General features: G+C 69.7%; 10 protein-coding genes. All 10 read left to right on the forward strand.

Going from position 1 to position 13,219, the window contains the following annotated elements; genetic code table 11:
* Complete coding sequence (locus tag J3P41_RS09480; RefSeq protein WP_210650062.1) at positions 1-837, forward strand: ABC transporter permease; 837 nt, start codon at positions 1-3, stop codon at positions 835-837.
* A gap of 4 nt (positions 838-841) precedes the next feature.
* A complete protein-coding gene (locus J3P41_RS09485) occupies positions 842-2,119 on the forward strand; it encodes an MCE family protein (RefSeq protein WP_307861917.1) in 1,278 nt (425 codons plus the stop codon).
* Positions 2,116-3,153, forward strand: coding sequence for an MCE family protein (locus J3P41_RS09490; protein WP_210650063.1), 1,038 nt, complete (start codon positions 2,116-2,118; stop codon positions 3,151-3,153). The genes J3P41_RS09485 and J3P41_RS09490 overlap by 4 nt, the downstream gene beginning before the upstream one ends.
* Positions 3,150-4,112 carry an MCE family protein gene (locus tag J3P41_RS09495; protein ID WP_210650064.1) on the forward strand — a complete coding sequence of 321 codons (963 nt, stop codon included), beginning with the start codon at positions 3,150-3,152 and terminating at the stop codon, positions 4,110-4,112. The genes J3P41_RS09490 and J3P41_RS09495 overlap by 4 nt, the downstream gene beginning before the upstream one ends.
* Before the next feature lie 3 nt (positions 4,113-4,115).
* Positions 4,116-5,258 (forward strand): MCE family protein, encoded by a 1,143-nt coding sequence (locus J3P41_RS09500; protein WP_210650065.1) that lies wholly within the window; start codon positions 4,116-4,118, stop codon positions 5,256-5,258.
* Positions 5,255-6,700, forward strand: coding sequence for an MCE family protein (locus J3P41_RS09505; RefSeq protein WP_210650066.1), 1,446 nt, complete (start codon positions 5,255-5,257; stop codon positions 6,698-6,700). Before J3P41_RS09500 ends, J3P41_RS09505 begins: the two co-directional genes overlap by 4 nt.
* A complete protein-coding gene (locus J3P41_RS09510) occupies positions 6,697-7,986 on the forward strand; it encodes an MCE family protein (RefSeq protein WP_210650067.1) in 1,290 nt (429 codons plus the stop codon). The genes J3P41_RS09505 and J3P41_RS09510 overlap by 4 nt, the downstream gene beginning before the upstream one ends.
* A gap of 8 nt (positions 7,987-7,994) precedes the next feature.
* The gene (locus J3P41_RS09515; RefSeq protein ID WP_210650068.1) at positions 7,995-8,546 is read left to right on the forward strand and encodes a hypothetical protein; all 552 of its coding nucleotides are present in this window, start codon (positions 7,995-7,997) and stop codon (positions 8,544-8,546) included.
* Positions 8,543-9,322, forward strand: coding sequence for a hypothetical protein (locus J3P41_RS09520; protein WP_210650069.1), 780 nt, complete (start codon positions 8,543-8,545; stop codon positions 9,320-9,322). The genes J3P41_RS09515 and J3P41_RS09520 overlap by 4 nt, the downstream gene beginning before the upstream one ends.
* Before the next feature lie 242 nt (positions 9,323-9,564).
* On the forward strand, positions 9,565-13,146 hold the full coding sequence (locus J3P41_RS09525) for a DNA-directed RNA polymerase subunit beta (RefSeq protein WP_210650070.1): 3,582 nt from the start codon (positions 9,565-9,567) through the stop codon (positions 13,144-13,146).
* Positions 13,147-13,219 lie beyond the last annotated feature (73 nt).

The following is a 13,219-nucleotide window of genomic DNA, read 5'->3' on the forward strand; positions in this document are numbered from 1 at the left end:
ATGTCCTCGAAGTGGGCCCTCAGGGACGTCTACGCCAAGCCCCTCGCCTCCCTGGACGACCTCGGAGGCCAGCTGGCCTTCCACCTCGCCGTGCTCAGGGCGGTGCCCCGCGCGGTGACCCGCTACCCCCGCGAGATCATGCGGATCCTCGCCGAGGTCACCTTGGGCTCGGGCGCGCTGGCGGTGATCGGCGGGACCGTCGGGGTCATCGTCGGCATGACGTTCTTCACCGGGGCGCAGGTCGGCCTGTCCGGCTACGCCGCGCTCGACCAGCTCGGGACCGCCGCGTTCTCGGGCTTCGTCTCGGCCTACTTCAACACCCGTGAGATCGCGCCCCTGGTGGCCGGGATCGCGCTCGCAGCCACCGTGGGCTGCGGGTTCACCGCCCAGCTCGGCGCGATGCGGATCTCCGAGGAGGTCGACGCGCTCGAGGTGATGGCGATCCCGTCGATGCACTTCCTGGTCGCGACGCGGGTGGTCGGCGGGCTCGTCGCGATCATCCCGCTGTACGTCGTCGGCCTGCTGTCGTCGTACTTCGCCAGCCGGCTCGTGGTGACGCAGATCTACGGCCAGTCGCCGGGCACCTACGACCACTACTTCAACGCCTTCCTGCCTCCGGGCGACGTCCTGTGGTCCTTCGGCAAGGTGCTCGTGTTCGCCGTGACGGTGATCCTCATCCACTGCTACCACGGCTACCACGCCTCCGGCGGACCCGCCGGGGTGGGCGTCGCCGTCGGTCGCGCGGTGCGCACGAGCATCGTGGCCATCAACGTGCTCGACCTGCTCCTGTCCATGGCCATCTGGGGCGCGGCCACGACCGTCCGGCTGGCGGGGTGATCGGGTGCTGAGGACCAGGTCCCTGGGCGTGTTGTTCCTCGCCCTCATGCTGGCGGCGGTGTGGGTGACGTACGGCGTGTTCACCCAGAAGTTCTCCGACTACGACGAGGTGACCGTCCACGCCTCCCGCATCGGCCTCCAGCTACCGCACCGCGCGGACGTCAAGATCAGGGGCGTCATCGTCGGCGAGGTGCTGGGCTTCGATCCCACCGCCGAGGGCGCCGACATCACCCTCGGCCTCTACCAGGACCGCACGGCACAGATCCCTGCCGACGTCACCGCCTCGATCCTGCCCAAGACGCTGTTCGGCGAGAAGTTCGTCTCCTTGATCGTGCCCGGCGACACGTCCTCGGCCCGGCCGCTGGCCGACGGCGACGTCATCGAGCGGACCGACCTGTCCATCGAGGTCGAGCAGGTGCTCAGCGACCTCTACCCACTGCTGCGCGCCGTCCAGCCCGCAGACCTCAACACCACCCTCAACGCGATCGCCACCGCGCTCGAGGGCCGCGGGGAGCAGCTCGGCGCGAGCCTGGAGACGCTCGACGGCTACCTGACCCGCTTCAACCCCGAGCTGCCCGGCCTGATCGAGGACCTGCGGCTGACCGCCGAGGTCTCCGACACCTACGCCGACGTGCTGCCGGAGGTCGCCACGATCCTGCGCAACACGATCACGACCACCTCCACGCTGGAGGACCGCGAGGACAGGCTGCAGGCGCTGTTCAACGACGTCTCGAGGTTCGCAGCCGTGGCGGAGCGCTTCTCCCGGGCCAACGGCGACAACCTCGTGCACCTCGCCGAGCTCGGCGCGACCCAGCTCGAGGTGTTCGCCCGCTACGCCCCCGGGTATCCCTGCCTGCTCGGCGGCATCGTGGGCGCCGGCAAGCTCCAGGGCGAGGCGTTCCGCGGCTTCACCCTCCACATCGTCCTCGAGACACTGCCCAACCAGCCGCGTGCCTACGGGCCGCAGGACGCCCCTGTCTACGGCGACAAGAGCGGCTACTCCTGCGGGCAGCTGCCCGACCCGCCGTGGTCGCAGAGCAACCCGGTCACCAGCCAGCCGGATTTCGTCGACGGCATCGACGAGCCGACCGGCAAGGGCACGAGCCGGGTCGGGCCGGGGTGGTCCGGAACCGCGGCGGGCTACGCCGGCGGTCGGGACGAGAGCGCCCTGCTCAAGGCGCTGCTCGCGCCCGGCCTGGGGATGGGCCCGGACGACGTGCCGGACCTCGGTGTGCTGCTGGTGGGGCCGATGGCACGCGGAGCGGAGGTGTCGCTGCGATGAGCCGGCTCCTCGACGCCAGAACCTCCGTCGACCTGGTCAAGCTCCTGGTCTTCGTCGTGGTCACCTCCCTGGCCACGGCGGTGCTGGTGGTGACCATCGGCAACCTCGGGTTCGGCGACTCGCGGAAGTACCGCGCCGAGTTCACCGACGCGACCGGCGTCACCAAGGGCGACGACATCCGCGTGGCCGGCGTACGCGTCGGCACCGTCGACGACGTCGAGATCGTCGACCGCACGCGCGCGCTCGTCACCTTCTCCGTCGACGAGGGCACGTCGGTCAACGGCGGCACGCACGCCTCGATCCGCTACCGCAACCTCGTGGGCCAGCGCTACATCTCCCTGACCCAGGAGGTCGGTGCCACCGAGCGGCTCCCGGAGGGCACCACCATCCCGGTCTCGCGGACCCGGCCTGCGCTCGACCTGACGGTGCTCTTCAACGGCTTCAAGCCGCTCTTCCAGGCGTTGTCGCCGGAGGACGTCAACAAGCTCTCCTACGAGCTGGTGCAGGTCTTCCAAGGCGAGGGCGGCACGCTCGAGGGCCTGCTGGCCCACACCGCGTCGGTCACCTCGACGCTGGCCGACCGCGACCAGGTGATCGGCGACCTGATCGACAACCTCTCCGTCGTCCTCGACCACGTCGCCGACCGCGACGAGCAGCTGACCCGGCTCATCGACTCCTTCCGCACGCTCGTCGGTGGCCTGAAGCGGGACCGCAACGCGATCCTCGACTCGCTGGAGGACGTCTCGGCCCTGTCCGTCGAGACCGCCTCGTTGATCGACGGGATCCGCGAGCCGTTCGTCCGGGACATCGAGGAGCTGCGTGCCGTGGCCGCCAATCTCGACAGGAACAAGGCCGAGCTGGACCGGGCCATCCAGGTGCTGCCGATCAAGCTCAACAAGATCGGGCGCACCGCGATCTACGGCTCGTTCTTCAACTTCTACCTCTGCGAGTTCCAGGGTCGGGTCAACCTGCCCGGCGACGTCTCGCTGCCGGTGAAGTACCACACCGGATCGGACAGGTGTGACCTGGGATGAAGCCCTTCCGCGAGCGCAACCCCGTCGTCGTCGGCGCCGTCAGCCTGGTCGTCCTGGCGGTGCTGCTGGTCGCCGCGCTGCGCGCCGACGACCTGCCGGTGATCGGGGGCGGCGACACCTACCACGCGATGTTCACCGAGGCCGGCGGACTGAAGGTCGACGACGAGGTCCGCATCGCCGGGGTGCGAGTGGGCCAGGTGGACGAGATCGAGCTCGACGGCGACCAGGTCAAGGTGAGCTTCAAGGTCGATGACACGGCCGCCTTCGGCGCCGAGACCCGCGCGGCGATCAAGGTGAAGACGATCCTCGGCTCGATGTTCCTCGCGCTGGAGCCCGCGGGCGGAGGGCGGCTCGACGAGGGCGCCACCATCCCTGCCGACCGGACCTCCTCGCCCTACGACGTGGTCGAGGCGTTCGAGGGGCTCGCCTCGACCACGGAGCAGATCGACACCGACCAGCTCGCCGAGTCGCTCACGACGCTCGCCGACCTGACCCGCAACACCCCCGACGAGTTCCGCGGCGCGCTGACCGGGCTGAGCCGGCTCTCGGCCAACATCGCCGCCAAGGACGAGCAGCTCAACACCCTGCTGGTGAACCTCGAGCGGGTCTCGAAGGTCCTCGACGCGCGCGACGAGGACATCATCGAGCTGATGGAGGACAGCGACGTCCTCTTCCGGGCGTTGGTCGCGCGGCGTGAGGCGGTGCACGACCTGCTCGTGTCCAGCAGCCGGCTCTCCAAGGAGCTGACCGCGCTGGTCCGCCAGTCGCGTGCCGACCTGAAGCCCGCCCTCGCGCACCTCGAGAACGTGGTGGCGGTGCTCAACAAGAACGAGGACAACCTCGACAGCAGCCTGCGGCTGATGGCGCCGTTCTACCGGGTCTTCGCCAACACGCTCGGCACCGGGCCGTGGTTCGACACGTGGATCGCCAACTTCCCTCCCGTCCCGCAGGTGGGCTGAGCCATGGACCTCGTCAGGCGACTCCTCGTCCCCCTCGTCGTGCTCGGCTTCGTCGTCGCAGCCGCCGTCACCGTCCTCGGCGGCGATCCCGGCCGCAGCGTCGTGGCCCGCTTCCCGCGCACCGTGTCGGTCTACGAGGGCAGCGACGTGCGCGTCCTCGGCGTGCCGGTGGGCACGGTCACCCGCGTCGAGCCCACCGGCACCGACGTGGCGGTCACGATGACGTACGACAGCGAGGTGCGGCTGCCGGCCGACGCACGCGCGGTGATCATCGCCCCGTCGGTGGTCGGCGATCGCTACGTCCAGCTCACGCCGGCCTACGACGGGAGCGGGGAGGTGCTGCCCGACGGCGCCGAGCTCGACGTGGACCGGACCGCCGAACCGCTCGAGCTGGACCAGATCTACGACAGCCTGGACCGCCTCAACGTGGCACTCGGTCCGCGCGGCGCCAACCGGGGTGGCGCGCTGTCCGACCTGTTGTCGGTGACAGCGGACAACTTCGGCGGCCAGGGCACGACCTTCCGTCAGACGATCGCGGACTTCTCGCGGCTCAGCGAGACCCTCGCGGGCAACAAGGAGGAGCTGTTCGGCTCCGTGGAGGCGCTGGAGGGCTTTCTGCAGACCCTGGCCGAGAACGACCAGACGGTGCGCCAGTTCAACCAGTCCCTCGCCGACGTCTCGACGATGCTCGAGGGCGAGCGCGAGGAGCTGGTCGCGGCCACGCGCAACCTGTCGGTGGCCCTGACGGCGGTGAAGGGCTTCGTGGAGGAGAACAAGGACTCGCTCAGCCGCAACATCACGGGCATCAACCGGGTGGCCAAGGTGCTGGTGCGCCAGCGCGCCGCGCTCGACGAGATCCTGCACGTGGCCCCGGCGACGCTCAACAACCTGGCGATGACGTACAACCCGCAGGCCGGCACCCTCGACACCCGGTCCAACTTCGGCGAGTCGGTCAACCAGCTCGAGTTCGACCCCGCCGCGATGCTCTGCGGCTTCGTGTCGCAGGTCGAGCGCTCCGGTCAGGCGTGCAGCACGATCACCCGGCTCCTCGACCGGCCGCGTCCCGGTGCGCTGCAGCGCGACGTGCTCCCCGCGCAGGACGTCTTCGACCCCACCCTCGGCGGACTCGTGGAGGTGGAGCGATGACGCGGGTGAAGGTCCTCGTGCTGGCCGTGTGGGCGGCGATGTGGCTCTCGGCGTGCGACGCGAGCGTGTACTCCCTGCCGCTGCCCGGCGGTCCCGACGTCGGCGAGGACCCGATCACGGTGAAGGTCGAGTTCGCCGACGTCCTCGACCTGGTGCCGCAGTCCACCGTCAAGGTCAACGACGTCAACGTCGGCAAGGTGACCGCGATCGACCTGCAGGGCTACCAGGCCCTGGTGACGCTCGAGCTGCGCCGCGACGTCGACCTGCCGGGCAACGCGGTGGCCGAGCTGCGGCAGACCAGCCTGCTCGGCGAGAAGTTCGTGGAGCTGCGCGCACCGGAGGAGGGTGCGGTCGCCGACCGGCTCGAGGACGGCGAGGTGATCCCGATCGAGCGCGCCGGTCGCAACCCCGAGGTCGAGGAGGTGCTCGGCGCGCTGAGCCTGCTCCTCAACGGCGGTGGCGTGGCCCAGCTCAAGACCATCACCCAGGAGCTCAACTCGGCCCTCGAGGGCCGCGAGGACTCCGCGAGGTCGGTGCTGCGCAACCTGCGCGGGCTCACCGGGCAGCTGGACGAGAACAAGGCCGACATCGTCGCCGCGATCGAGTCGCTCAACCGGCTGGCCATCGCGGCCGAGAAGCAGCTCCCGACCATCGACCGGGCACTGGAGGAGCTGCCCAGCGCGCTGCACTCCATCGACCGCCAGCGCGACGACCTCGTCGAGATGCTCACGGCCCTCGACGAGCTGTCCTCGGTGGCGGTCGACGTGATCGCCCGCTCGAAGGGAGCCACCATCACCTCCCTCGAGCGGCTCCACCCCGTCTTGTCGCAGCTCGCGGCGTCCGGTGACGACTTCACCAACGCCTTCCACGTGTTCTTGACCTACCCGTTCGTCGACGAGGTGGTCGGCCGTGACCCGCAGGTGGCGCGCAACCTGCACATGGGCGACTACACGAACCTCTCGATCACCCTCGACGTCGACCTCACCGCCGTCCCCACCACGATCCCGACGACGCTGCCCACGCAGGCGTGCATCCCGCTCAGCGCGCTGCCCCAGGACGGGCCGCTGCCCGACACCAGCCGCCTGTGCCAGGACGCCCTCGACGCCATCAACGACTGCCTGGCCGGGCTGCGCCGCGGCGACGTCGCCGCCTGCCTCGGCCTGCCGGGCTCGGTGATCACCGTGGTGTGCCAGCAGTTCCCGGTCCCCGGCCTGTGCAGCACCACCGGCAACCCGACCCCGCTGCCGACGCCGAGCCTGCCGACCGTCCCGCTGCCGACGCTGCCGACCATCACCCTGCCCGGGCTGCCCGGCCTGCCGCGCCCGGCGGCGTACGACGATCCACCCGACCCGGCGCGCGGGCCCACGGTGGGACAGCTCGTCGAGCTCTACGACCCCGATCTCGTGAGCCTGCTCGTCCCCGGGATGGTGGTGCAGCGATGATCACCCGCCGCACCAAGGTCCAGCTCCTCGTCTTCGCGGTCATCACGATGGTCGGCGTGAGCTTCGTCGGCGCCCGCTACGCCGGCCTCGACCGGCTCCTCGTCGACCGCAGCTACACCGTGGTGGCGCACTTCGCGGACTCCGGCGGCGCCTTCGAGGGCGCGGAGGTCTCCTACCGCGGGGTGCGGGTGGGGGAGGTCAGCCAGCTCGTCCTGACCGACGACGGCGTCGACCTCCTGCTCTCCATCGACGACGAGTTCGACGACATCCCCGCCGACGCCCACGCGCTGGTCGGCAACCGCTCGGCCGTCGGCGAGCAGTACGTCGAGCTGCAGCCGCAGAGCGACGGGGAGCCGTTCCTGCGCGAGGACTCCGAGATCGCCCGGGACCGCACGACGACGCCGATCCAGACCGACACCCTGCTGACGCACCTCGACGAGACGGTGCGCAGCGTCGACGAGGAGGACCTGCGCACGGTCACCTCGGAGTTCGGACTGGCGTTCAACGGTGCGGGCGAGGACCTGCAGACGATCCTCGACAGCAGCACCGAGTTCATCACCGCCGCCGAGCAGAACTTCGACGTCACCGTGGACCTGATCCGCGACAGCAACACGGTGCTCGAGGGACAGATCGACTCCGAGCGTGCGTTCCGCCGCTTCGCCCGCGACCTGTCGGCGTTCTCCACGACCGTCGCCGGTGCCGACAAGGACCTGCGCCGACTCATCGAGGACGGCTCCCTCGGCGCCAACGAGCTGCGCGTCTTCCTCGAGGACAACGAGGTCGAGCTCGGCGACCTGATCAACAACCTCGTCACGACCGGGGAGGTCGTCGTCCGGCACCTCGACGGCATCGAGCAGCTGCTGGTGATCTATCCCCACGTCGTCGAGGGCGGCTTCACCGTGGTGTCCAAGTCGCCCGGCACGGGACTGTACGACGCGCACTTCGGGATGGTCCTGACCCCGGAGCCGCACGTGTGCCACGCGGGCTACGAGGACACCGACCGGCGCTCCCCGCTCGACGGCAGCAACCGCCCGATGAAGGAGGACGCGGGCTGCACCGCCCCGGCCTCGCAGACCAACGCCCGCGGAGCGCAGAACATCCAGGCGCCGCGCGCAGCTACCGGGTGGGGCCCCGCCGACTTCGCCTACGACCCGGAGACGGGCACGCTCACCTCGGATCCCGCGGAGGTCAGGCGCCTGGAGCGGGCCGGTAGCGTGGCGCCGCCCACCCTGGGAGAGGAGACGTGGAAGTGGCTCTACCTCCAGCCCCTGCTGGCGCGCGAGTGACGCCGCGGGTGCGCTCCGCGACGGCCGTCGCGCTGGTGCTGGTCGTGGTGGCCTGCATCGCGCTGCTGGTCCGCTCCGCCCTCGCCGACCGCGCCTCGGCCGCCGGTGGGCTCGAGCTGCCCGAGGAGCGCGAGCGGGTGATGAGCCTGACCGACCAGTTCGTGCGTCGGCTGGGGACCTACAGTCCCGACATGCTCGACGCCTCGGGCCGGATGCCGGCCTACCGCGAGCAGGTGCGCGAGGTGATCACGCCGAAGTTCGCCGCCGACTTCGACGAGCAGGTCGCCACGGCCGAGCAGCTCGTCGCGCAGGGCGGGATCACCCGCACCGCCGACGTGTTCGCGACCGGGGTGTCCTCGATCGACGACGACTCCGCGCGGGTCCTGGTCGCCGGTGCGTTCACGGACAGCTACACCCAGGGCAAGGGGGACGACGCGCGCACGGTCGACCAGGAGCCGCTGCCGTTCCGGTTCACCGTGGACCTGGTGACGATCGAGGGGGAGTGGCTCGTCGACGACTTCGCGCCGGTGAGCAGCCCCGAGGAGGGGACCGCCCCGTGAGCGACGCCCCCACCTGGTACGACCTGCTCGACGTGCCCCGCGACGCCACGACCGAGGAGGTGCGCACGGCCTGGAAGAGCCAGATCGCCGACCTCGAGCCCGGCGACCGGCGCTTCGACGCCTCCAACCGCGCCGCGAAGGTGCTGCTCGACCCGGCCTCGCGCGCGGCGTACGACGCCTCCCTGCCGCCCTCGGAGGAGGAGTCGGCGGAGCAGCCGGCGGAGCCGGCCGAGGCTGGGCCGACCGAGGACCCCGCGAGCGCCGTGGTCGGGGACCGCGCCGGGGGCCGCGGCGTGCCGTCCTGGCTCCTGGCCGGTCTCGGCATCCTCGCCGCGGGGCTGGTCGCGGCGACGGTGTGGGTGTGGACGACCTCGGGTGGCGACGGCGGCTCGTCGGCCGCTCGCGAGGCCCAGGTCGCCGCGGAGCGCGCCGTCGTGCCCGTGCTCTCCTACGACTACGAGGACCTCGAGGCCGACCAGCGCGCAGCGCAGGCACTGATGACCGGCAGCTATCGCGAGGAGTACGACCGGCTGTTCGCGGTGCTGGAGGAGAACGCGCCGCGCACGCGGACCAAGGTCACCGCCACGGTGGTCGCGTCCGGCATCGTCCGCGCCACCGACGAGCGGGTGCAGGTGCTGGTCTTCGTCGACCGGCCGACGACCAACCGGCTCAGCGCCGAGCCGGTCGTCTACAAGGACCAGGTCACGCTGTCGATGCAGCTCGTGGACGGCGAGTGGCTCGTCGACGACCTCGTCACCTCTCCGGTCCAGGGCTGACGGGCGGACCCCCGCAGGGGTGGGCGCGGCGCGCCCTGCTTGACCCCGGGCGCTGTGGCGTTCATAGTCGTGGCAACGCGTGGCACTCGTCCCTTCGGGAGATCGCCCCCGCGTTTGAGGCGTGTGCTGACTTGCGCTATCGTTGGTCTTTGCGCCTGCCCTCAGATGCCCGACGCCTTCCGGACGGCTGTTGCGGTGGTCGGCCGGCGCCGAGATCACTTGATCATTTGTGAGGACACCTCTTGGCCGCGCGCAGCTCCGCTGGTAATCACCGTCGCACCTCTTTCGCAAAGATCACCGAACCTCTCGAGGTTCCCGCCCTCATCTCGCTCCAGACCGACAGCTTCGACTGGCTGGTCGGCAACGAGCGCTGGGAGGAGACGGTGGCTGCCCGCAGGGCTGCCGGTGAGGACGTCTCCGAGAAGACCGGTCTGCAGGAGATCTTCGAGGAGATCTCCCCGATCGAGGACTTCTCCGAGACGATGATGCTCTCCTTCGACAACCCCGTCTTCCTGGACGAGAAGTACACCGAGGAGGAGTGCAAGGAGAAGGACTTCACCTACTCCCGCCCCCTCTACGTCTCGGCCGAGTTCATGAACCACGAGACCGGTGAGATCAAGGGCCAGACGGTCTTCATGGGCGACTTCCCCATGATGACCAAGAAGGGCACCTTCATCATCAACGGCACCGAGCGCGTCGTCGTGTCGCAGCTCGTGCGCTCGCCCGGCGTTTACTTCGAGTCGACCCCGGACAAGACCTCCGACAAGGACATCTTCACCGCCAAGCTCATCCCGAGCCGCGGCGCGTGGCTGGAGTTCGAGATCGACAAGCGCGACCTGGTGGGCGTGCGCCTGGACCGCAAGCGCAAGCAGAACGTCACCGTCCTGCTCAAGGCGCTCGGCTGGACCACCGAGCAGATCCGCGAGGAGTTCGGCCAGTACGAGTCGATGATGCTGACCCTCGAGAAGGACAGCGTCCGCTACGAGGTCGTCTACGAGGAGCTGCAGAAGAAGGCGCGCGGCGAGGCTCCGACCGCCGAGCAGGTCAACGACGAGGTCACCCGCCTCGCGCTGCTCGACATCTACCGCAAGCTCCGCCCGGGCGAGCCGCCGACGGCCGAGGCCGCGCAGACGCTGCTCAACAACTACTACTTCAACCCCAAGCGCTACGACCTGGCCAAGGTGGGGCGCTACAAGATCAACAAGAAGCTCGGCCTCCACGAGGCCTTCGACCAGCAGACGCTGACCATCGACGACGTCGTGGCCGCCATCCGCTACGTCGTGCAGCTGCACGCCGCAGGCGTGCAGGGCGAGGCGCCGGACCTGGTCGACGCTGCCGGCAACGTGGTCGAGGGCCCCGACGGCGCCCCCGTCAAGGTGCAGGCCGACGACATCGACCACTTCGGCAACCGCCGCATGCGCACGGTCGGCGAGCTGATCCAGAACCAGCTCCGCACGGGCCTGGCCCGCATGGAGCGCGTGGTCCGCGAGCGGATGACGACCCAGGACGTCGAGGCCATCACGCCGCAGTCCCTGATCAACATCCGCCCCGTGGTCGCGGCGCTGAAGGAGTTCTTCGGCACCTCGCAGCTGAGCCAGTTCATGGACCAGACCAACCCGATCGCCGGACTGACGCACAAGCGTCGCCTGTCCGCGCTCGGTCCCGGCGGTCTCTCGCGCGACCGCGCCGGCATGGAGGTCCGTGACGTCCACCCGTCGCACTACGGCCGCATGTGCCCCATCGAGACCCCTGAGGGCCCCAACATCGGCCTGATCGGCTCGCTGGCCTCCTACGGCCGGATCAACCCGTTCGGCTTCGTCGAGACGCCCTACCGCCGCGTGGTCAAGGGTGTCGTCACCGACGAGATCGACTACCTCACCGCCGACGACGAGGACCGCTACGTCATCGCGCAGGCCAACGCTCCGCTCGACGAGAACATGAAGTTCGTCGAGGAGCGCGTGCTCGTCCGCCAGAAGAACGGCGAGGTCGACGCGATCCTGGCCGAAGAGGTCGACTACATGGACGTCTCGCCGCGCCAGATGGTGTCGGTCGCGACGGCCCTGATCCCGTTCCTCGAGCACGACGACGCCAACCGCGCGCTCATGGGCGCCAACATGCAGCGTCAGGCCGTCCCGCTGATCACCAGCGACAGCCCGCTCGTCGGCACCGGCATGGAGTACCGCGCCGCCGTCGACGCCGGTGACGTGGTCGTCGCGGAGAACGCCGGCGTGGTCAAGGAGGTGTCCGCCGACGCCATCGAGACGATGAACGACGACGGCACCTACCAGACGTACCGGCTGGCCAAGTTCCGTCGCTCCAACCAGGGCACCTGCATCAACCAGCGTCCGCTGGTGAAGGCCGGTGACCGTCTCGAGGTCGGCACCCCGATCGCCGACGGTCCCTGCACCGACGACGCCGAGATGGCGCTGGGCACCAACCTGCTCGTCGCCTTCATGCCGTGGCAGGGTCACAACTACGAGGACGCGATCATCCTCAGCCAGCGCCTGGTGCAGGAGGACATCCTGACCTCGATCCACATCGAGGAGCACGAGGTCGACGCCCGCGACACCAAGCTCGGCCCCGAGGAGATCACCCGGGACATCCCGAACGTCTCCGAGGAGGGCCTGGCAGACCTCGACGAGCGCGGCATCATCCGCATCGGCGCCGAGGTCACCACCGGCGACATCCTGGTCGGCAAGGTCACGCCCAAGGGCGAGACCGAGCTGACCCCCGAGGAGCGCCTGCTCCGCGCGATCTTCGGCGAGAAGGCGCGCGAGGTGCGCGACACCTCGATGAAGGTGCCGCACGGCGAGTCCGGCACGGTCATCGGCGTGCGGGTCTTCGACCGCGAGGACGGCGACGACCTTCCCCCGGGTGTCAACCAGCTGGTGCGCGTCTACGTCGCGCAGAAGCGCAAGATCTCGGTCGGCGACAAGCTCGCCGGACGCCACGGCAACAAGGGCGTCATCGCCAAGATCCTGCCCGTCGAGGACATGCCGTTCATGGAGGACGGCACGCCGGTCGACGTCGTGCTCAACCCGCTGGGTGTGCCGCGACGCATGAACATCGGCCAGATCCTCGAGCTGCACCTCGGCTGGCTGGCCAAGCAGGGCTGGGACCTCAACCTCTCCGGCGAGCAGGGCGAGGCCGAGTGGAAGCAGCGCCTGATCTCCATCGGCGCCGACAAGGCCGACCCCGACACCAAGGTCGCCACCCCGGTGTTCGACGGTGCCCGCGAGGACGAGATCACCGGCCTGCTCGGCTCCACGCTGCCCAACCGTGACGGTGAGCGCATGGTCAAGGAGGACGGCAAGGCCAACCTCTTCGACGGTCGCTCGGGCGAGCCGTTCCCGGAGCCGGTGGCGGTCGGCTACATGTACATCCTCAAGCTGCACCACCTCGTCGACGACAAGATCCACGCGCGCTCGACCGGCCCCTACTCGATGATCACGCAGCAGCCCCTGGGCGGTAAGGCCCAGTTCGGCGGCCAGCGGTTCGGCGAGATGGAGGTCTGGGCGATGGAGGCCTACGGCGCCGCCTACGCCCTGCAGGAGCTGCTCACGATCAAGTCCGACGACGTGCCGGGCCGCGTGAAGGTCTACGAGGCCATCGTCAAGGGCGAGAACATCCCCGACTCGGGCATCCCCGAGTCGTTCAAGGTGCTCGTCAAGGAGATGCAGTCGCTCTGCCTCAACGTGGAGGTGCTGTCGCAGGACGGCTCCACCATCGAGATGAAGGACGCCGAGGAAGACGTCTTCCGGGCGGCCGAGGAGCTCGGCATCGACCTGTCCCGCCGCGAGCCCAGCTCCGTCGAGGAAGTCTGAGTCGTCGGTACGGCGGCCGTCCGCGGTCGCCGTACCACCTCAGTCCCCAGCTTTTTCCACGTACCTAACGAAG

Source organism: Nocardioides sp. SYSU D00065 (assembly GCF_017916425.1).
In the GTDB taxonomy this organism is placed as follows: domain Bacteria; phylum Actinomycetota; class Actinomycetes; order Propionibacteriales; family Nocardioidaceae; genus Nocardioides.